18 protein-coding genes are annotated in these 19,562 nt (G+C 58.4%); 12 read left to right on the top strand and 6 right to left on the bottom strand.

Translation table 11 applies throughout. The features are described from left to right. Positions 1–5: 5 nt before the first annotated feature. The 3 genes from FHT86_RS21415 to FHT86_RS21405 all read left to right on the top strand — a co-directional run bounded on the left by FHT86_RS21415 (position 6) and on the right by FHT86_RS21405 (position 2,864). The gene (locus FHT86_RS21415) at positions 6–1,466 is read left to right on the top strand and encodes a YncE family protein (protein ID WP_133709491.1); all 1,461 of its coding nucleotides are present in this window, start codon (positions 6–8) and stop codon (positions 1,464–1,466) included. A 94-nt stretch (positions 1,467–1,560) separates the two neighbouring features. Next, positions 1,561–2,088: an RNA polymerase sigma factor gene (locus FHT86_RS21410; protein WP_133709490.1), complete on the top strand. Its 528-nt coding sequence runs from the start codon at positions 1,561–1,563 to the stop codon at positions 2,086–2,088. Next, positions 2,085–2,864, top strand: a complete 780-nt coding sequence (locus FHT86_RS21405; RefSeq protein ID WP_133709489.1) for an anti-sigma factor — start codon at positions 2,085–2,087, stop codon at positions 2,862–2,864. Before FHT86_RS21410 ends, FHT86_RS21405 begins: the two co-directional genes overlap by 4 nt. A gap of 7 nt (positions 2,865–2,871) precedes the next feature. Here the strand turns inward: FHT86_RS21405 and FHT86_RS21400 are convergent, their stop codons facing one another. From FHT86_RS21400 to FHT86_RS21385, 4 genes are all read right to left on the bottom strand, one after another. Then, positions 2,872–3,873 (bottom strand): acyltransferase, encoded by a 1,002-nt coding sequence (locus tag FHT86_RS21400; RefSeq protein WP_133709488.1) that lies wholly within the window; start codon positions 3,871–3,873, stop codon positions 2,872–2,874. Next, positions 3,870–5,162 (bottom strand): O-antigen ligase, encoded by a 1,293-nt coding sequence (locus FHT86_RS21395; RefSeq protein WP_133709487.1) that lies wholly within the window; start codon positions 5,160–5,162, stop codon positions 3,870–3,872. The genes FHT86_RS21400 and FHT86_RS21395 overlap by 4 nt, the downstream gene beginning before the upstream one ends. Before the next feature lie 9 nt (positions 5,163–5,171). Beyond that, positions 5,172–6,446: a polysaccharide biosynthesis/export family protein gene (locus tag FHT86_RS21390; RefSeq protein ID WP_133709486.1), complete on the bottom strand. Its 1,275-nt coding sequence runs from the start codon at positions 6,444–6,446 to the stop codon at positions 5,172–5,174. Positions 6,447–6,530: 84 nt separating this feature from the next. After that, complete coding sequence (locus FHT86_RS21385; protein ID WP_133709485.1) at positions 6,531–7,211, bottom strand: sugar transferase; 681 nt, start codon at positions 7,209–7,211, stop codon at positions 6,531–6,533. Positions 7,212–7,952: 741 nt separating this feature from the next. Between FHT86_RS21385 and FHT86_RS21380 the strand changes: the two genes are divergently transcribed. Together FHT86_RS21380 and FHT86_RS21375 are read left to right on the top strand one after the other, a co-directional pair. Continuing rightward, on the top strand, positions 7,953–8,243 hold the full coding sequence (locus FHT86_RS21380) for an exopolysaccharide production repressor protein (RefSeq protein WP_133709484.1): 291 nt from the start codon (positions 7,953–7,955) through the stop codon (positions 8,241–8,243). A gap of 88 nt (positions 8,244–8,331) precedes the next feature. Next, positions 8,332–9,342 (top strand): glycosyltransferase family 2 protein, encoded by a 1,011-nt coding sequence (locus FHT86_RS21375; protein WP_133709483.1) that lies wholly within the window; start codon positions 8,332–8,334, stop codon positions 9,340–9,342. A 12-nt stretch (positions 9,343–9,354) separates the two neighbouring features. On the opposite strand, the gene FHT86_RS21370 is transcribed toward FHT86_RS21375, so the two are convergent. Then, a complete protein-coding gene (locus tag FHT86_RS21370) occupies positions 9,355–10,299 on the bottom strand; it encodes a polysaccharide pyruvyl transferase family protein (protein WP_133709482.1) in 945 nt (314 codons plus the stop codon). An 89-nt stretch (positions 10,300–10,388) separates the two neighbouring features. Continuing rightward, positions 10,389–11,348 carry a glycosyltransferase family 2 protein gene (locus tag FHT86_RS21365; protein ID WP_133709855.1) on the bottom strand — a complete coding sequence of 320 codons (960 nt, stop codon included), beginning with the start codon at positions 11,346–11,348 and terminating at the stop codon, positions 10,389–10,391. A gap of 119 nt (positions 11,349–11,467) precedes the next feature. Here FHT86_RS21365 and FHT86_RS21360 point away from each other — a divergent pair, with 119 nt between their 5' ends. From FHT86_RS21360 to FHT86_RS21330, 7 genes are all read left to right on the top strand, one after another. After that, complete coding sequence (locus FHT86_RS21360) at positions 11,468–12,955, top strand: lipopolysaccharide biosynthesis protein (RefSeq protein ID WP_133709481.1); 1,488 nt, start codon at positions 11,468–11,470, stop codon at positions 12,953–12,955. A gap of 394 nt (positions 12,956–13,349) precedes the next feature. Beyond that, positions 13,350–14,453: an acyltransferase gene (locus FHT86_RS21355; RefSeq protein ID WP_312862433.1), complete on the top strand. Its 1,104-nt coding sequence runs from the start codon at positions 13,350–13,352 to the stop codon at positions 14,451–14,453. Positions 14,454–14,462: 9 nt separating this feature from the next. Beyond that, the gene (locus FHT86_RS21350; RefSeq protein WP_133709480.1) at positions 14,463–15,266 is read left to right on the top strand and encodes a glycoside hydrolase family 16 protein; all 804 of its coding nucleotides are present in this window, start codon (positions 14,463–14,465) and stop codon (positions 15,264–15,266) included. Between the two features lie 106 nt (positions 15,267–15,372). After that, the gene (locus FHT86_RS21345; protein ID WP_133709479.1) at positions 15,373–16,581 is read left to right on the top strand and encodes a glycosyl transferase family 1; all 1,209 of its coding nucleotides are present in this window, start codon (positions 15,373–15,375) and stop codon (positions 16,579–16,581) included. After that, positions 16,578–17,576: a glycosyltransferase family 2 protein gene (locus tag FHT86_RS21340; RefSeq protein WP_133709478.1), complete on the top strand. Its 999-nt coding sequence runs from the start codon at positions 16,578–16,580 to the stop codon at positions 17,574–17,576. The genes FHT86_RS21345 and FHT86_RS21340 overlap by 4 nt, the downstream gene beginning before the upstream one ends. Beyond that, a complete protein-coding gene (locus FHT86_RS21335; protein WP_133709477.1) occupies positions 17,573–18,514 on the top strand; it encodes a glycosyltransferase family 2 protein in 942 nt (313 codons plus the stop codon). Before FHT86_RS21340 ends, FHT86_RS21335 begins: the two co-directional genes overlap by 4 nt. Next, the gene (locus FHT86_RS21330; protein ID WP_133709476.1) at positions 18,511–19,560 is read left to right on the top strand and encodes a glycosyltransferase family 2 protein; all 1,050 of its coding nucleotides are present in this window, start codon (positions 18,511–18,513) and stop codon (positions 19,558–19,560) included. The genes FHT86_RS21335 and FHT86_RS21330 overlap by 4 nt, the downstream gene beginning before the upstream one ends. Positions 19,561–19,562 lie beyond the last annotated feature (2 nt).

The raw sequence follows: 19,562 nt of genomic DNA, 5'->3' as shown, positions 1-19,562 counted from the left end.
CTATCATGAAGCGTACCCTCCTCACCCTCGGTCTTCTTGCCGGCACCATGTTCGCACCTGTCGCAAGCTTTGCAGGCCAGGCGCCGGGCGCCGCCGCCGATCCGGATATCGCGATCAGCCATAAGGATCGCGTCTATGCGGCCGAGCAGTTTTCCAACACCGTGTCTGTGAGTGATCCGGTCGACAACAAGCTGCTCGGTGTCATCAAGCTCGGCGATCCGCAGCCGGGTAATCTCAGCCCGCTCTACAAAGGCCAGGTTCTGGTGCACGGGATGGGCTTCTCGCCGGACCATAAGACGCTCGCCGTTGTCTCGATCGGCTCGAATTCGGTGACTTTCATCGACACGGCGACGAACACGGTCAAGCATACGACCTATGTTGGCCGCTCGCCGCACGAGGCCTTTTTTACGCCCGACGGCAATGAAGTTTGGGTGACGGTTCGCGGCGAAGACTACATTTCGGTCATCGATGCCAAGACCTATCAGGAAAAGCTACAGATCAAGGTGCCGGCTGGTCCCGGCATGCAGATCTTCTCGCCCGACGGCAAATACGGCTACATCTGCTCGTCTTTCAATCCGGATACGGTGGTGGTCTCGGTCGCCGATCATCAGATCGTCGGACATGTGAAGCAGGAAAGCCCCTTCTGCCCGAACATCGCCGCCACACCCGACGGCAAGCAGGTCTGGTTTACACTGAAGGACACCGGCAAGACGCAGGTCTTCAACGCGCAGGCGCCGTTCGATGCCATCAAGACGCTGGATACCGGTCCGATCACCAACCACGTCAACATCGTGCACAATGCCAATGGCACGTTTGCCTATGTCACAGTTGGCGGTCTTAACGAGGTGAAGGTCTTCCGCACGGACAATTTCGAGCAGGTCGCGACCATTCCGGTCGGCAATCTGCCGCATGGCGTCTGGCCCTCGGGCGATGGCACGCGCGTCTATGTCGGTCTTGAAAATGCCGACGCTTTCGCTGCCATCGACACGCTGACCAACAAGGTCATCGCCACCATCCCGATCGGTCAGGCGCCGCAGGCTGTCGCCTATGTACCGAATGCGGTTCCCGATGGCGACGGCACGCAGAATCTGCAGCCTCTTGGCGTCGCCGGCCAGGCCGCTCATCTGCAGATGGTGGCAAAGGGCAAGCCTGAAGGCGACAAGGTGCCGACGAGTGTTACGCTGTTCGATCAAGGCTTGTCTCAGGTCCTGCAGGCATCCGCGACCGGTCTAGAGCCGAAGAAGCCTTTTGTCCTGGCGCTCGCCTCGCATGCTGACGGCAGCGGTATGTTGGAGCCGCTCGCCTCCTTCATGACAAACCCGGCGGGTTCTGCGATCGTCAATGCCGTAGGCCCGATCCGGCAGATCGTCCAAAGCGATGCCAAGGCTGAGCGGCGTTATCTTGTGATCGCAGCCGCGGGTGCCGATGGCCAGCCAGGCGCGATCGTTCAAGTCCAGAAACGTTGAGCCAGACATATTGAGAGTGATCCGCCCGCCATCTCCTGTGATATAGGGTGGCGGGCGGTGTCCAGTTTTGGATTGGCCAGAAGGGCTCACGCACATGAGTGACATTCTCCGTCTTGTCGAGCCGCTGATCCCAGCACTGCGTCGTTATGCGCGGGCGCTGTTGCACGATGCGGCGGGTGCGGACGATCTGGTGCAGGATTGCCTGGAGCGGGTGATAAGCCATTGGCACCAGCGCCGTCGGGAAGGAGATCCACGCACCTGGGTTTTCGCCATTCTGCACAATCTTGCCGTCAACCGGTTGCGGCAGTCGGCGCGGCGGGGCGTACACGTCCCGCTGGAGGATGCGGATGAGGTCGCGTTTTCGAGAGGTCCGACGCAGGAGGATGCCTTGATACGGCGCGATATCGTGGCAGCCTTGGCCCTTCTGCCGGAAGAGCAACGCAGCGTCCTGCTGCTGGTATCGGTCGAGGATCTGTCCTATGCCCAAGTGGCCGAAGTGCTGAGCATACCTATCGGCACGGTGATGTCGCGCCTCGCGCGGGCCCGCGAACGGTTGCGACATCTACTGGAAGGAGAAGGCGCAGCCGCCCGGCCGGGCGCACATCTGCGGAGAGTAAAATGACTATGCAGCCTATTACCGAGGACGATCTCCACGCCTATGTCGACGACGCGCTGGACGCTGAGCGCCGGGCCGAGATTGTGGCCTATCTGGAAAGTCATGCCGACGTCGCCGCTCGTGTGGAAGGTTACCATTTGCAGCGGCGGAAGCTGCGTGATGTCTTCGATCCCATCGCTGACGAGCCCGTGCCGACCGCCCTCAATCTTGCGCATATGATCGAGGGCCGGCGGAATAGAGCGGTCATAGCGCCCTGGTGGATGGCGGCAGCGGCGACCGCATTGTTTGTTTTCGGCGGGGGTAGTGGCTGGTGGCTACACGGACTGTCGCTGCCGGCGAACGAAGGTGTCGTTGCCCTGGCTCGGGAGGCGGTCGACAACTATGGCGCCTATGCCTCCGACAAGGTTCGCCCCGTCGAACTGCGTGCCGACGACAGCGCCAAGTTGGTAGCCTGGGCGTCGGAGCGGCTGCAGCATCCGGTCTCGCTTCCCGATCTTTCCGCCTCCGGGTATCGCCTGATGGGTGGCCGGGTCACAGCCACGACGCATGGGCCGGGTCTGATGCTGATGTATGATAATGACCACGGCACGCGCCTGGTTTTGCTCACCCGGCCGATGCTGGTTGACCAGAACAAGCCGATGGACGAACATTCCGAAGGCACGACCACCGGCTTCACCTGGGCGAGCAACGGCATGGGCTACAGCCTCGTCGGCCCCTCGACATCGGAAGACCTGCACCCCTTGGCGAACGATATCCGGCATCAGGTCGAGACCAAGGTTTGAGTATTTGTCACGCCGGCGATGGGCGTGACCGCTGCCAGCTCACATTCCTCAACAGGTTGCGCAGCGGTTTTTCGACCGCTTCGTAGGCACAGATACCCAGCAACGTGCCTGCAATGACGCAGATGAATGTCGCAACGTCGGAGGGCATCTGCGTGGACGCTACCAGTTTACTAACCACCGAGATTGCCAGCGTATGCCAGAGATAGATCGAATAGGAGCTGTTGCCGAGATAGGTGAGCAGCGGAATCTCCGGCAGCTTTCCATTGCGCTCCAGCGATACCATGCCAAGCACAAGTGCAACGGCGAGTGGCCCGCAGTTCAGCTCGTTGAATTCGAGACCAAAAAGCTGGATAGCAGCAAAACCCAGCAACGCGACGACGACCAGCGCAAGACCGAGGCCGGCGCCCGGTGTTTTGCCCAATAGCCACAGCCGGCCAAGTATCGCACCGGCAACGAATTCAAGAATGATCGGCTGCGTATAGGTGAGGAGCAACGACGACTGCGGATGAAAGAGAATGCCGGCGACGACGAAGGCAAGGAAGACGGCGGCCATGCCGGCAAGCTGTATGCGGCGCGGCAGCAGCAACATTGCGGCGAAGACGACGTAAAAGAACATCTCGAAATTCAACGTCCACCCCTGCACGAGAACCGGCCAGATCGAACCGTTGCTTGGCGAGCGGACGGGGATGAAAAACAGCGAGCCGAGGATATGGCCGACCGTCAGCTTCATGCTCGGAAACAGGCCGGCGAATGCGCCCGCAATCATGATGGCGGTAACGATCCAGTAGGATGGTGCGATGCGCTGCAGACGATCGAGCAGGAAGCGCAACGGCGTCACCGGCCGGCGCTCGCTCATCGTCCACATGATGAAGCCGCTGATGACGAAAAAGACGTCGACGCCGGCCGCCCCAATGACGAAATGATTGTCTGTCCGATCTGCGGCGTGGAACAGGACCACTGCCAGAGCGGCGAAGCCGCGCAGATATTGAATGCCATAAAGAGTTTTCATCTGCTGATCCGCGGCTCCCAGCTCACCGGCGGCGCAAACTCCAGACGATCGTCGGGAGCGAGCGGAACAATCAGTGCTGCCCGGGTCTTCATCGCCAGCTTACCCGCCGTGAAATAAAACAGGAACGAGCCGACGTGGTAGGGATTGAGAATGTCGATCTCGACGAAGGCACGGATCATAAGCAGTGCCGCTACGCCGAATAGGACATAGGATTCATCGTTTCTGATGTCGCTCAGAAACCGCTTGAGATGGCCGACGACGGTGGTGAGCAGGATCGCCACGAGCAGGGAGACGCCGATCAAGCCGGTCTCGACGGTTGTTTCGATGAAGGTGTTGTGGAAATGGAAACCGGCACGGGAGGCGATAAAGAATTCTTCCCACAGACGTTCCGGCTCGGAAAAGCCCTGCACCCAATAGGCCCCGTAGCCGACACCGAAGAAGGGATGCAGCGCTGCTGCAGCGATACCCTGTTGCCACAGATAGGTGCGACCCGTCAGCGTCGAGTCCTTGCCGAAGGCACCGAGCACGAGATCGACACCGCCGAGATAGACACCCGCGACGGCAAGTATGACACCGGATATGGCCGCGGCGGCAAATAGCTTCTTTCGTTGCCGCGGCGACAGGAACAAGATGGCGCGCATGCCGATGCTGAGCGCGACAACCACAGCGGTGGTCAATACCGATGTCGCCGATGCTGACGCAATGAGGCAATAGGCAGACAACAATCCGAGGATGCCGGCACCGACCATCCAGATACGGCGCTCGCCGAGGATGAAGACGGCGGCGAAAGCGAAATAGATGCCGAGCGAGGCGTAAAAGCCGAGCTGGTTCTTCGAATCGAAGGCGCCGACGAAGCTGTAGTTGCCGTCGAGCGGGTCATAGGCGTAGTAGCCGAATAGCATCGAATAGATCAGCACGATGCCCGCACCGGCGATCGCGCCCCGCGTGAGCGTGCGGATATCGAGCGTGCGCATGGCGATCAGTGCGCAGATGATATGTGTCATGTACTGGATTGAGCTGCGCGCCGTCAACGCGGGCACGGCCGACCAGAAGATCGAAAGGCAGGTAAAAACGCCGAAGGCGAACAGCCATAGCTGCTTCTGGTAGTTGCCGAGCGTGCTGCGATAGTCCATCAGCACCAATGGAAACCAGAGAGCATAATAAGCGATAATCGATGGCTGCCCGAAGCGGGAGGAGTAGGCGAAGACGAAGAAAGAGAGCCCAACAGCCACCATGCCATAGGTGGCGTTGCTGCCTGGACGAATGAAGGTCGACTTGGCGATCTGCATCGACCCTCCTTATCGCATGGCCAGACCGGCGCTGACCTTGATAAGGTCGCCGGGCAGAACTTGGGTATTTTCTTCAGCCGGAATGTTCTTCGACTGGCCGTTGTCATCCCGCACGATGGTATAGACGATGTTGACGCCCTGCCCGCTGGCATCGATATTGCTGGCATCGGCCGACTGCGCCACCGCTTCCTGCATTAGCGCTTGGCTGGTGGAGAGCTTGAGCTGCAGGGTCTCCAACTGAGTATCGGTATCCTGCAAATCCTGGGCGAGCGAGTTTTGCCAATCCTCGCGCAGCGTATTCTGGTCTTGGTCGGCCTTGCTGATGCTCTGCTTGGCGTTCAGCGATGCCGTGTCGGTATCCAGCAGATTGGTCTCCACATCCGAAGTGCGCTGTTCGGCAGAGATCTTGCGCGAGGCAAGTTCCAATCCTTTTTCCGCCAGGCTCTCGACCTTGTCGCGGTCCGCCTTGGCCAGATCAAGCTGCCGGCTTAGCGTATCGGTCTTCTTCGCCAGAGCTTCGACCTCGCTTTGCAGCAAGACTTTCAGGTCTGCCAAAGCCTGCAACTGCGTTTTCAGGCGTTGGCTGCGCGATTTCATCAAGGCGTCTTCGCTAGCCAGTAGGTCAGCCGATTGCGGAAGCTTTTGTAGTTCCGGCGGAACATCGATCTGATCTTTACCTGCGAGTTCGGCCAGCAGACGCGCCTTGCGCATTAGCAGTCGCCCGCGCTCCGCCATGAGGACGACCGCATCACCCTTGGCATTGATGAAATCGCGTGCGAACCGCTGGCCGGCGTCGGCACGGCGCGTGCCGCCACCGAGGCTAATTGCCTTGAGGACAGTGAGGTTGGGCACAAAAGGATATTGGCCCGGATTCTGAACCTCGCCAGCGAGATAGATGGGCCGGAATTGCGAAAGCTCCACGGAAGCCGAAGGTCGATCGCGCAAGCCGAATTGCCTTTGCAGCCCGATACCAATCGCTTCGGCAATTTCGTCCGTTGTCTTGCCGATGGCCGGCATATCACCGATGAAAGGAACGGAAACCGAACCAGAGGGGCCGACGGTATAGTCGCCGGAGATCGTCGACCAGTCGCGGATCGTGCCCTCCGCAGTCTGCCATTCGGCAACGCGAATGTGCAGCTTGTCCATGACGCCCAGGTGATATCCAGGAAGATTATCGGCATAGGCACCGCCCGATACCATGCACAGGCTGAGAAGAACCAGGGCTGTGCAACGAATGGGTGTGGCCACGCCAACGAACTTACCAGGAGACTGAATTTCGATCATGCAGGATCTTCCCTGTTATTGGACTGCAGCCCCGCATTTGCGGGGAAACCGCAGGATGTTTGCCTGCGGTATCTGCGTTCGCGGTTAGTAGCTGCCGCGCGATAGGCAGACCGCAGGAATGGTTTTGGCGATGATGAGCACATCGCTGCTAAGCGACCAGTTTTTGACGTAATGCGTGTCAAAGGCGACGCGGCTGGCATAGGATACGTCGTTACGACCGCTGACCTGCCAGAGGCCCGTCAGGCCAGGGCGAGATTGGAGGTAGTAAATCGCAGAGGTTTCGTAGAGTTCCAGCTCGTCCTCGACGACGGGACGTGGCCCGACGACGCTCATTTCACCGCGAATGATATTGATAAGCTGCGGCAGCTCGTCGAGGCTGAGTTTACGGAGCACCGCGCCGACAAGGGTGACGCGGGGGTCGTTCTGCAGTTTGCGTGTTGCTCGCCATTCTTCCATCGCTCGAGGATTGGCCTGCAGATAGGCCTGCAGAACCTTATCGCCGTCGACGACCATGGTACGGAACTTCAGGCAACGGAAGGTTTTGCCGTTATGTCCGATGCGGCGATGGCCGTAAAAAACCGGGCCTCGGTCCGAGAGCTTCACCAAGAGCATAAGCATAAGGAAGATGGGGCTGATGAAAATCAGCGCCGTCAGTGCGGTTGTGACGTCGAACGTCCTCTTCAGGATTCCACCTGTTGGCGGAAAGACGTCGCTTTCCGGAGCGCTGAAAAAAGCCGATGTGGCCGATCTCGTCGCAGACTTCATAGAGATGACTCCATTCATGTTGGCGAATTGGTCGGGAATGTCTCGGGCGCCTAGTTAGCGCGGTGCATGGAGGAGTGTAGGTTGCGATTATGATTTTTTAAGCCAAATTTTTGTGGCGGTGTGGATTCAGGGGGGTGTCTTACCGCGAATGAGGCAGATTTCTTCAGTTTAGATACTTCTTATATAATACTTATACTAAAGAATGTATTGTATAGACGGCTAAAAAATGTGCATCTTACGTTACGGATGGCGATGCATGAGGATGTTAAAGGCTATAAGGATCGTTTTGTTCATCAGCTGTTGTTGCAATAGGCTTTGCTCACTCTTGACCGTTCATGCGCAGTCTTGACTTTTTGTGAAAAATATTGCGCTGCAACACCATATTGCGATGCACATATTGACGGTCGCCAGAACCGGACTTTGTAATAAAAGTTGATTGAATTGTTTGAAACCGGAATCCATAGCCCATACGTGTTAATATCATTAGAATTGTATATAACGATTAAATGGACAACCTTAATGAGAATGGGAAAAAAAGAGAAAAGACAGCAGCTGTAATTGCACGTATTATGGGGGCGTAGTTTTAACGAGTAGTGGGTAAAGTCGTATTCATTCGTAACAGACCATAGTCACTTGGTTGAATCCAAAGGATTCATTAAATATATTTGACTTGTGGGTCTATTGAGGGAGGCAAGACTTTGATCGCTTTTTTTGTGATGACTGTCCGCGCGAGGTAACGGTATGTATGCGCCACGCGTTTTCATCAGCATGGTCGGCGCTCTAGCCGTATTTGCCATCGCGACTTATTTCCTGACGCACTCCCTTTCGACCACATTGATCGAAACGGTGATTTGCGCCGTTCTGCTGCAGATCGGTTACTTCCTGGGGATCCTTTTCTTGGTCTGGAAGGAACAGAGTGCGCGAAACGCATTGTTGAATGAAGATGCGGCTGGAACGCCGATGCGGGATGACGACAAGGTCACTGGCCTGCCCGCTTCCAATCTCAACCGCTCCGAGCCCTTCAATCCCTAGGGCCGCCACTTGGCGCATCTTTTGGCCATCACGTGGTTGCCGATAGCTGATGCCGTCCTAAGTCTCCGGCAGAACAATGGAGGCTTAAGTGACTGACAGTGCCGAGAACAACGTCTGTGTAATCATCGCAGCGAAGAATGCCAGCGACACGATTGGCCTTGCCGTCGCTTCGGCGCTGCGTGAGCCCGAGGTGGCTGAAGTCGTTGTCATCGACGATGGCTCGATAGATGGTACCGCCGCCTCCGCCAGACTCGCCGACGACGGCACCGGGCGTCTGACCATCCAGGAATTCGAGAAAAATCGCGGCCCTGCCGCAGCACGTAATCACGCGATCGAGATTTCGCGCGCGCCCTTGATCAGCATCCTCGATGCCGACGATTTCTTTTTCCCAGGGCGTTTCAAGCCGCTGCTCTCCGGCAATGATTGGGATTTCGTCGCTGACAACATCGCTTTCGTCAATGCCGATACGGTTTCGGACGCTTTTACGATGCTCGATCATTTTGATCCGAAGCCGCGTTTTCTCGATCTGGTCGCGTTTGTCGAAGGCAATATTTCCAAGCGCGGCGTCCGACGCGGCGAGATCGGCTTCCTGAAGCCGTTGATGCGACGCTCGTTTCTGGACACGCACAGGCTACGCTATAACGAGGCCCTGCGTCTTGGCGAGGATTACGATCTCTATGTGCGGGCGCTTGCCAAAGCTGCGCGCTACAAAGTCATTCATAGCTGCGGTTATGGCGCCGTGGTGCGCAGCAATTCGCTGAGCGGCCGGCATCGCACAGAGGATTTGCGGCGACTTTACGAAGCCGACCGGGCGATCCTCGCCGCCGGCGGGCTCTCGCCTGCCGATGCAGCCGCCATCCGCCACCATGAGCAACATGTTCGCGGCCGCTATGAGCTGCGGCGTTTTCTGGATATCAAGGGGCAGTCGGGCATGGCCGCGGCCGCCTCTTACGCATTGGGTAAGCCCGCCGCCATTCCGGCCATTGCCGGCGGCATTTTTGCCGATAAAACGGAGCGTTTTCGTAAGGGCGGCAGCGCGCCGATTGCTCATTCGGGGGCGAACGGCCTGCGTTATCTGCTGCAGGCCGCTCCTGAATAGTTCTTCGCTAAATCAGAAATAATCGCGCCGCACGCCTTCTAGCACATCCAGAAGGCGTTGCTTGCGGTTGGCAAGTGCCGCGTCGTCGCTCAGTTGCGGCTTCGCCTTGCTGGCCTGCCAAAGCGCCAGCGCCGAAGGCACGGCAAGCGCCTGTTTTGCCATCACCCGTAGACGGGTCTGCTCCGGATCGGCGAGCACCATCGTCTCCCCTTGCCGGCGCTTCTCCAGCTCTTCGACGGCCTGCTCGTCGCGTTCGAAACCGACGCCCCAGAAGCGGGCACCCTTGGCGATCGCTTCTGCGCGAGTCGAGACAGGAATGAGTTTCGGCGCATAGGTAACGCCGAGAGAGCGGGCCCAATCGTTCCATTTGAAGCTGTTGATTGCGCGTGAGGTGCTGACGGCGATCCACGGTACGCGGAAGGCATCGGCCAGGATCGCGCCGTGCATGGATTCGGCGACAATCAACTCGGATGTCGCGATTTCGCGGATCACGGCCTTCGCTTCGCCGCGGGGGTCGAGATAGGAAAGGCCGACCGTCTTGCAGATCTCCGGCCAGAGCCCGGCGGCGGCCGATTCCCAATGCGGCACGAAGGTGCGGCGGCCGGTTTTCCGCAGGTTTTTGAATTCCGGCATTTCGGTCACCATCACTGCCGGATCGATGATGCCCATGTCCTGCGCAAGGCCGACTTTTTCCGCCGTCAGCGGGCCGCGCACGCAGCGGACATCCCATTCGTTCTTGTCGCCCATATCGGGAAGCGAGCCATAGCCAAAGCCGCTGCCGATGACGAGCTTGCGGCCTCCAAGCGGCAATATCAGGGTGTTGAGGACAGTGCCAACACCGACCAGGAGTGTTTCTTCATGCACCTCGCGCAAGCCCGGGAGCAAAAAATCCCAGAGCCAAAGATTGAGATCGTCACCGAAATTGCCATGGGTGGATTCCCAGTGGAACGGCTTCATACAGGTCTCCTTGCTGATCTAGATAGTAGCCGAACACGCGTTGGCTCTTGAATAATGTCGCTTGGACAGCTTTGCTGCAGGTGCGAAAGCTAGGGCGTAAACTTGCTTACGGCAAGCTGCATCGCACTCTGCAATATCGCAGGATCGCGCCATGCCCATTTCACCAGCAGCCCAAATTGCGGGAATCGCCGCCGGCGCAATTGCCCTACTTGGCTCCATATCGCCTGTCGTCGGGCGCGATTTTTGTAGGAGCGGATGGATGCAATGTCTTGTGGTCGCTGTAAAAATCGCTGTTCCAAGGTGTCGAGCGCCGTCCAAGTGTTGAACTGCTGCCGGAGGAACTGCGGCGAGCCGTTGTCGATACTGTGAAAAATATTCATGCCTTCGCCGCGTAACGCGCCGGCATCTTCGCAGAGCAGCACACGCTTGGCTGCGAGAATGCAGTCGCAGAAGAACAGAAGATCCTCGGCAGCCAGCCGCAACTCGGCCTCGAAACGGATTTTTTCGAACAGCGGTCGTCCGATCACCATGCAGGACAGATGCAAGAAAGCCCAGTCCTTCAACATGACGCTGGCGACATCCGGGACTTCGATCAGCGAAGGATGGTCGGAAAGGCGCGTGGCATCCGCCGCTTTAGCCAGCTCCGTGATGCCGAAATGGTAGGAAAATCCCTCGCCGCCCTCAATCGAGTCCCAGTAGCAATCGGCGTTATGGCGCGTCAGCGCTTCAAAGGCGTTGCTCAGATGCAGCGGCGCCCATTCGTCGTCGGAATCGAGGAAGGCGACAAAACGGCTTGAGGCCGGCACATTATCGAGGCCGGTATTGCGTGCGCCACCCGGGCCTGCATTGGCCTGACGGATCACCGTAATTCTTGCCCGATCTTCTTCCCCAAGCGATTGAAGCTCGCTTTCCGCCGGAAGCGGCGATTCATCATCGACGATGAGGATATCGAAATCCTGAAACACTTGCCTAGATATCGACCTCAATGCGCGCTGCAGAATGCCTGATTGCTTCTGGTAGAAAGGAATAACAATCGTAATTGACGCCATTTTTTCGCCTTTACGGTTTTCAACAAAGAGTTTGCGGCCCCCTTGCGGGGTCGCGGCCATGCGTTTCTCGACAATCTCCATCGCTCATTTCAGCCGGTCCCAAGAGATAGGATGTCGTCATGACCTCAACAGTTAGTGTCCGTTCGATAACGAACAATGTCGGATGGAGCGTTTTATCCAAGACAAGTACATTTGGATTGAAGTTTATCACCGTGCCTATCCTGGCGCGCATTCTAAGCCCAGAAGAATTTGGCGTCGTCGCCGTAGCGCTGACGGTAGTCCAGTTCCTGGCCATGATCGGCGGCGCAGGGCTCACCTCCTCCCTCGTTATCCAGGAGAAGGAGGATATGCTGACCGTTCACTCGGTCTTCTGGGTCAATTTGGCGGTGTCGACGCTGATGGCCGTCGTTCTCTACGTCTTCGCCGATTTCTTTGCAGCATTGTTGGGCGCAAAAGAGGCAGCCTATCTGCTGCGCATCATGGCCTTCATGATCCCGATCCAGCTTGCCGCCGATGTCGCCTATTCGATCCTGGCGCGGCGAATGAACTTCAGCAAGGACGCGGTCTGGAGCATGATTTCGGAGTCCGCCGGCGCGTTGGTGGCCGTCGGCCTGGCATATTTCGGATTTGGCGTCTGGTCGCTCGTTGCGCAGCTTTTCGTTTCGGGCACCGTGCGCCTCGTCGGTCTTTACACCGTCTCCGGTTATTTCCCGCGCCCAGTCTTCTCGTTCAGTCGCGTCAGGGGACTGACGAAATTCTCCTTCGGTATGATGGGCTCGGAAATGGCAAATTTCGTCACGTTCCAATCCCCGATGGTGATCATCGCCCGCTATCTCGGCCTTGCCGACGCAGGCGCCTATTCCGCCGGCAACCGCTTTGCCAGCATTCCGAACCAGGTCGTGCTCTCGGCAGTCATGGGGGTGCTGTTCCCGGCCTTCAGCCATATGATGCATGACCGCAAGCGCCGGTCGGATGCCCTGATGCTGAGCACACAGGTGACGACCGTACTCTTGGCGCCGATGATGTTCGGACTGTGGGCGATCGCTCAGCCGGCCATGCTGGTGCTGTTCGGACAGAAGTGGGCTTATGCCTGGCCGGTGCTCGGACTGCTGGCGATCTCCAAGGCGATCCTGACGCCCTGCAGTACCTTCATCCCCTATCTCAAGGGCGTCGGCCGCGGCAATGTTCTATTCTGGTCGGCGATCGTCCGTGCCATCATCACGACCGCTGCCGTCGCCTATGGAGCGATCACCGGTGATCTGATCACGGCCATGGTCTGGCTTTGCATCGTCAGCGTCGTCACGCTGATCTTCTACTCCTGGGCGGTTTTTCGTGCCGACGGCACGCCGTTCTTCCAGGGCCTCTACATCAGCAACCGGCCGATGATCACAGCCCTCATCATGGCCCTCATGGTTCGCTTCATGCTTGACCATCTGAAGGTGGAGCTGCCGAGTGCCGTCCTGCAGGTCGTGGTGGGCTCGGTGGCAGGCGGCATCATCTATGCCGTGCTTGTTCTGCTGACCGAGGGCGCCCTTGTCCGCAAGCTGTTGCAACTCGTCCGCTCACGCAGGATGCCGAAGGCGGAACCGCAACCGGCAGGTGAATGATCCTATTCGTACTTTCTCAAGAAGCTTGCATCGCCGCCCTATTTTGATCATGTTTGATCGCGGAAACTGCGGCGATGCAAAAAAATCTTCGGCCGGTGGAAAAAAATTTGATGCCGCTACAGCGTGCAATTCCGTGCGGCCTTCAGAATATTATATCATTCGTAAATTCGTTTTATACCAGATACTTCCATAGGTATTAACCCGATTGTATTATATGTCCGCATGTCCCTTTTTGTCGCGGAACGACTGGATTTAACGGTCACGTACCCCCGTTTTTTGCTGCAGCGCCATATTTCCTTTCGCCAGATCGCCCTAGGTTAGGGCTGCGGGCTCTAGTCTGCTCTGGTTGAAACGGCTGCGCGGGGGAGCAGTCTGAAAAGGGGTGACTGATATCGTGAACGTGACTGCCAACGTGTCTTCGCGGATCAATCTCATGCGCATCGTGCTCATCTCGGGCATTGTTTTTGTACACATCCCATTCGATACGGATTCCAGCCCGTTCCACGGAGCCTATGGCCTCTTCGATTGGCTTCGAGTCTTCCTGCGCGATAGCTTGTTTCGCGTTGGTGTTCCCTGCCTCAGCGCCATTTCCGGCTATCTGCTTTTTCGTCACGGCTCGACCTCGCTGGACTACGGCAAGACCGTTCGCCGCAAGGCGAAGACCGTTCTCCTGCCGTTTCTTTTGTGGAACAGCGTCTTCTTTCTGTTCGTGCTGATCCTGCAGAACCGCGGTATCGGCGACGGCTATATACCGAATCTGACAAGCGCCAGCCCGCGCATGCTCGCGACGCTTCTCTTTGCCGTTGAAGGCACGCCGATTGATTTACCCCTCTATTTCTTGCGCGATCTCTTCGTGTGCATCCTGCTCTCGCCGCTGCTGGCGATGCTGATCCGCCGCTATCCGCTCCCGACCCTAGTATGTCTGTTACTGCTTGCAGCACTGCCGGTGTCACTTGGCATCGTGCTCAGAAACTCCATCCTCTTCAGCTTCAGCTTCGGGATCTATCTCAGCCTTCATCGTATCGACCTGACTATCATCGACCGATACGCAGTTCCCGTCGCCTCAGCCTTTCTCATACTCGCGGTGCTTTTGGCGTCCGCATGCTATATGACGGGACCAGAATTGCCCGCATGGCTCGAATTCAGCCGGGATCTGATGGTGCTTGCCGGCATTCCAGGCTTTTGGGCGCTTTCGGCAATCCTGATCAAGAGCCGGCTTGCCCGGCGGTTGGCCGAAACCGGCAGCTTGAGCTTCTGGATTTTCTGCGCCCATTATCCGCTACTGTTCTGCCTCTTTGTTTTGTGGAACCGCAGCGGCGAGGATCTCTATCCCGTCTTCTACCTGCTGGCCGCCGCCATTACCCTGACGGTGCTGCCACTGACCAACGGTTTGGCGCGCTCCGCCCTGCCCTCCTTCTACAATCTGTTGACCGGCAGCCGCATGCGGCCATCCGCCGGTGTTTTGACCGCCAATGGTCGGCAGACGACTTCCGAGTAAAGGTGACCTATGACGAAACCGATCTTCCGTGCGAGAAGACTTAGCCTTGTTTCATTCGCCATCTTGAGCGTCGGCCTCATTCCCTGCGCAAGTTTTGCGCAGGAGGATCAGCCGAACGGCACATCTTTCGTCGACAATTTCGACAGGATCGATAGCAGCCGGTGGTATATTTCGGATGGCTGGAACAACGGCCCGCACCAGAACTGTACTTGGTCGAAGAAGCAGGTCAGCGTTGACGGAGGCATGCTGCAGCTTCAATTCACCCGGGCCAAGACCGGTGAACGCGACTATGCCTGCGGCGAAATCCAGACGACCAAGCGTTATGGCTATGGCACCTACGAGGCGCGTTATCGCACCGCGACCGGCTCCGGCCTCAATTCGGCATTTTTCACCTATATCGGCCCCACCGACAAAAAGCCGCACGACGAAATCGATTTCGAAGTGCTCGGCAAGAATTCCGCACAGGTTCAGGTGAACCAATATATCGCCGCCAAAGGTGGCAACGAGAAACTTGTCCCGGTTGCTGGCGGCGCTGATCAAGGGTTCAACGACTATGCCTTCGTCTGGGAGAAGGATCGGCTTCGCTATTACCTGAACGGCAAGCTGGTTCAGGAAGTTGCCGACCCATCGAAGATACCGACGCATGCTCAGAAGATCTTCTTCAGCTTGTGGGGCACGGACACACTCGGCGGCTGGATGGGCAAGTTTGCCTATGGCGGCGCGCCGGCAACCATGCAGATCGACCGCGTCGCGTTCACGGCGGCGGGCGACAAGTGCCAATTTCCGGAATCGATCGCCTGCAAGCTGAACTGAGATATTCCGGCCGCGGAGCGGATTTCGCAGCCGGAGCAAGAAGCCGTGATGCAACACGAACGAAACAAGACGCCTGGCCGTGCCGGGTACGAAAGCGGAAGTTTTCATGCTGCATATTCTCTATTTCGTCCACGATCTCGCCGATCCCGCTGTCCGCAGGCGGGTGCTGATGCTGCAGGCGGGCGGGGCAAGGGTGACGCTGGCGGGATTTCGCCGCGATGACAACGCGTTGGCCGCCATTCACGGTGTTGAACCGATTGAGCTCGGCCGGACGCGTGACGCGCAGTTCGCGCAGCGCGTCACTGCTGTTGCCAAGTCCGCTCTGCAACTGCGCCGGTTGCTGCGCTCGGTCGAGAAGCCGGACGTGATCATCGGCCGCAATCTTGAGATGCTGGCCGTCGCCAACCGCGCCAAGTCCATCTTTGGCGGCGATATGCCGGTTGTTTATGAATGCCTGGATATTCATCGTCTGCTGCTGCGCAAAGATGTGTTTGGTGGTGCTCTTCGTGGCGTAGAGCGTCATTTCGGCGCGGATGCCGCGCTGTTGCTGACCAGTTCGCCGGCCTTTGTCGAGCATTATTTCCGCTCGCGCTCCGGTCTCGATCTGCCGATCGTCCTTCTCGAGAACAAGGTTCTGGCGCTCGAAGGCATCGGCACCGACGTCGTGGACGCTCCCCGCGTGCCGGCCATTGGCGAGCCCTGGAAGATCGGCTGGTTCGGGGCGCTTCGGTGCCGCAAATCACTGGAATTGCTGGCTGAATTCTCCCGCAGGATGGAGGGTCGCTTCGAAATCGTCTTGCGCGGCCGGCCGGCCTATTCGGAGTTCAGTGATTTCGATGGTTTCGTGCGCGATGCGCCTTTCATGCGCTTCGGTGGGCCCTATAAAAATCCCGAGGACCTCGCGACGATCTATGGCGAAGTGCAATTCTCCTGGGCGATCGACTTCTTTGAAGAGGGGCTGAATTCCAGTTGGCTGTTGCCGAACCGTCTTTATGAAGGCGGCCTGCATGGCACCGTGCCGGTCGCTGTTGATGGCACTGAGACCGCACGGTTCCTCACAAACCGCAAAATCGGGCTGACGCTCAGAGAGGCGAATGCTGCGCACCTCATCGCTCTTCTGGGCGACATGACCGAGGAACGCTATCTCGGCCTTTTCAACGCTTTGGCTGCACAGGACCGCAGGCAATGGATGACCGATCGCGCCGATTGCCAGGCATTGGTGCAGCGGCTGGCATCCCTTAACCGCCCCAGCGGGCAAACCGCCGACTTACGGACCCTCCCACAACTGCATCGCAATAGAGGTGGATTGCAATGAATACCGGAATTCCGATGGATATGCGTTGCTTAATCGTTATCCCCTGCCTCAATGAGGAGAAGCATATCGAGCCGCTGATTGCCAAGCTCGGCCGTGCTCTGGACGAACTTGACGCCAGGATCGTGGTCGCCGATGGCGGCAGCACGGATAGAACCCGTGACATCGTCAGGGAGATCGCCGCGGCCGATCCGCGCGTCCTCCTGCTCGACAATCCGAAACGGCTGCAAAGTGCGGCGATCAATCTGGCAGTCGAAACCTTTGGCGGCGACTACGACTGTTTCATTCGTATCGACGCCCATGGCGACTATCCCGCTGACTATTGCCAGACACTGGTACAGGAGGTGGCTGCCACCGGTGCGGATTCCGTCGTGGTCGCCATGCGCACCATGGGCTTCAGCGCATTCCAGAAGGCGACGGCGGTGGCGCAGAATTCAAAGCTCGGCAATGGCGGCTCGAAGCATCGTGAGGGCGCCAAGGGACACTGGGCCGATCATGGCCACCACGCACTGATGCGCATTACCGCTTTTCGCGCGGTCGGCGGCTATGACGAGACCTTCAGTCACAATGAGGATGCCGAACTCGACTATCGCTTGCGGAAAGCGGGCTATCGTATCTGGCTCACCGACAAGACGGCGATGACCTACTATCCGCGTGCCAGCGTTCCGACGCTTTTCCGGCAATATCTCGGCTATGGCCGTGGCCGCGCCCGCAATATCCTCAAGCATCGCAGCATGCCGAGCATTCGCCAGATGCTGCCGCTGGCCGTGGTGCCGATCTTTGTCGGCGCGTTTTTGGCGATCCTCAATTGGATCGCGGTCATTCCCATCGGTCTTTGGGCTTTTGCCTGCGTCGCCTACGGCTTCTGGATCGCCCTTGGCGAGAAGAATCCGTACGGTCCGCTTGCCGCCATCTCGGCCATGGTCATGCATTTCGCATGGTCGATGGGCTTCTGGATGGAAGTCCTTAGCTTCCGTGGACGCAGGGTGATATCATGACACAGAACCGAGAGCGCCGGACCGTGAGGATCGATATCGCCGTCTGCACCTATCGCCGTGTCGAACTGGACCAGACACTGTTGTCGCTGGCGGTTTTGACTGTTCCTGTGGATACTCTCGTTCGCATCATCGTTGCGGACAACGACGTGACGCCGAGTGCGCGCGACCGCGTCGAGGCCATGCGTTCGGCGGTGCCCTTCGAGATCGCCTATGTGCACTGCCCCGCTTCGAACATTTCGATTGCCCGCAATGCCTGCCTCGAGCATGCGACCGGCGATTTCGTGGCTTTTATCGATGACGATGAGACAGCGTCGGAAGATTGGCTGGCGGAATTGCTGGTGACGGCTGATACGACCGGAGTCGACGCTGTTCTCGGTCCAGTGCGCGCCGTCTACCCGAACATGGCGCCTGGCTGGATGCGGCGGGGGGATTTCCATTCGACATTGCCGGTCTGGGTCTCCGGCGATATCCGCACGGGCTATACCTGCAATGCGCTGCTGCGACGCAACGCGCCGTCGCTTGCCGGCCGCCGCTTCAACATCGCGCTGGGACGTAGCGGTGGCGAGGATACGGAATTCTTCACCCATATGCACAAGGCAGGCGGACGGATCGCCTTTGCCGAGGACGCCCTGGTTTACGAACCCGTGCCGAGCGGGCGGGCAACTCGCGCCTGGCTTACGAAACGGCGTTTCCGAATGGGGCAGACACATGGGCGGATATTGCTGGAGACATCGGCAGGTCTTGGCCGATGGAAGGCAATTGCGCTGGCCGGCGCCAAATCCATCTATTGCTTTGCAGCCGCTGCGCTTCTTGCCGCTTTCCCGGTGCAGCGCCATCGCTACAGCCTGCGCGGCATCATGCATGCAGGTGTCGTCAGCGGCCTCTTTGGTGTCCGCGAAATTGAACAATACGGAAGTTTGGAGAAGGCACCGCAATGACGGATTTCATCCCTGATGTTAGTTTCGTCATCGCAGCCTACAATGCCGAAGACACGCTGGAGCGCGCCATTGACAGCGCGCTGGCGCAGGGTGCCGTCAGCATGGAGGTCATCGTCGTCGACGATTGTTCCAGCGACAGCACCCCGACGATTGCCGGCAGCCACGCCGATCCGCGGGTCCGTCTGGTCGCCATGCCCCGCAACGGCGGCCCGGCCGCAGCGCGCAATGCCGGTCTGGATGCCGCTCGCGGTCGATGGGTGGCTGTGCTCGATTCCGATGATGCGTTGCGCCCGGATCGTATGGCGCGGTTGATCGCACGGGCCGAAAAAGCCGAAGCTCAGATCGTGGTCGACAATCTCGATATCATCAGAGGAGAGGACGAGGCTGCGGGCACCATGTTTCCGGAAGCCGTGCTCGCGCGCCTGCCCCTATTGACGCTGGCGAAATTCATCGCGTCGAACATGATTTTCCGCTCCGAGCATAATTTCGGCTACATGAAGCCTGTTTTCGAGCGGGCCTTTCTGGAAAAGCATCACCTGCGCTTCGATGAGTCCCTCCGCATTGGTGAGGATTACATCTTCCTCGCTTCCGCGCTGGCCAAAGGCGGCGTCTGCGCAGTCGAGCCGATGGCCGGTTATCTATACTACATCCGCGACGGCTCGATCTCGCGGGTGCTGAAGCGCGATCATGTCGAAGCGATGATTGCCGCCGACCGCAAGTTTTTCGCTGAACATCCTTTCGGTGCTGCCGCCCTTGCCGCCCAACGGCGACGGACTCGGAACCTGAAAGAAACACTGTCCTTCCTGATGCTTGTCGAAAGCATCAAGGACGGCGCCCTGCCGAAAGCGCTGAAGATCGCCTGCCGCAATCCACGCGCAGTTCGTCACTTGCGCATGCCGATCGTAGCCCGTCTTCGTCGTCTTGCCGCCTTCTTTCGGGGCAGCGGTAAGACAACCGTCCTGCGGGGCGGCGAAGTGGCTGCAGCGTCTCAAATCTCCTCCTCCCTCCCCAGTCTGGGCGCAGGCCCTCACTCTAACAAAGGATAGAG

Origin of the sequence: Rhizobium sp. BK313 (assembly GCF_014193655.1) — a bacterium.
Taxonomy (GTDB): Bacteria; Pseudomonadota; Alphaproteobacteria; order Rhizobiales; family Rhizobiaceae; genus Rhizobium.
Note: the sequence above shows the minus strand (reverse complement) of the source record. Positions and strands in the feature narration are given on the sequence as shown.

What these genes read in the sequence shown, in the direction of transcription:
- FHT86_RS21385 (WP_133709485.1), bottom strand. Translation starts at nt 7,211, where the DNA reads ATGAAGTCTGCGACGAGATCGGCCACATCGGCTTTTTTCAGCGCTCCG.
- FHT86_RS21395 (WP_133709487.1), bottom strand. Translation starts at nt 5,162, where the DNA reads ATGCAGATCGCCAAGTCGACCTTCATTCGTCCAGGCAGCAACGCCACC.
- FHT86_RS21360 (WP_133709481.1), top strand. Translation starts at nt 11,468, where the DNA reads ATGACCTCAACAGTTAGTGTCCGTTCGATAACGAACAATGTCGGATGG.
- FHT86_RS21380 (WP_133709484.1), top strand. Translation starts at nt 7,953, where the DNA reads ATGTATGCGCCACGCGTTTTCATCAGCATGGTCGGCGCTCTAGCCGTA.
- FHT86_RS21410 (WP_133709490.1), top strand. Translation starts at nt 1,561, where the DNA reads ATGAGTGACATTCTCCGTCTTGTCGAGCCGCTGATCCCAGCACTGCGT.
- FHT86_RS21365 (WP_133709855.1), bottom strand. Translation starts at nt 11,348, where the DNA reads ATGGCGTCAATTACGATTGTTATTCCTTTCTACCAGAAGCAATCAGGC.
- FHT86_RS21390 (WP_133709486.1), bottom strand. Translation starts at nt 6,446, where the DNA reads ATGATCGAAATTCAGTCTCCTGGTAAGTTCGTTGGCGTGGCCACACCC.
- FHT86_RS21330 (WP_133709476.1), top strand. Translation starts at nt 18,511, where the DNA reads ATGACGGATTTCATCCCTGATGTTAGTTTCGTCATCGCAGCCTACAAT.
- FHT86_RS21405 (WP_133709489.1), top strand. Translation starts at nt 2,085, where the DNA reads ATGACTATGCAGCCTATTACCGAGGACGATCTCCACGCCTATGTCGAC.
- FHT86_RS21350 (WP_133709480.1), top strand. Translation starts at nt 14,463, where the DNA reads ATGACGAAACCGATCTTCCGTGCGAGAAGACTTAGCCTTGTTTCATTC.
- FHT86_RS21370 (WP_133709482.1), bottom strand. Translation starts at nt 10,299, where the DNA reads ATGAAGCCGTTCCACTGGGAATCCACCCATGGCAATTTCGGTGACGAT.
- FHT86_RS21415 (WP_133709491.1), top strand. Translation starts at nt 6, where the DNA reads ATGAAGCGTACCCTCCTCACCCTCGGTCTTCTTGCCGGCACCATGTTC.
- FHT86_RS21400 (WP_133709488.1), bottom strand. Translation starts at nt 3,873, where the DNA reads ATGAAAACTCTTTATGGCATTCAATATCTGCGCGGCTTCGCCGCTCTG.
- FHT86_RS21335 (WP_133709477.1), top strand. Translation starts at nt 17,573, where the DNA reads ATGACACAGAACCGAGAGCGCCGGACCGTGAGGATCGATATCGCCGTC.
- FHT86_RS21345 (WP_133709479.1), top strand. Translation starts at nt 15,373, where the DNA reads ATGCTGCATATTCTCTATTTCGTCCACGATCTCGCCGATCCCGCTGTC.
- FHT86_RS21340 (WP_133709478.1), top strand. Translation starts at nt 16,578, where the DNA reads ATGAATACCGGAATTCCGATGGATATGCGTTGCTTAATCGTTATCCCC.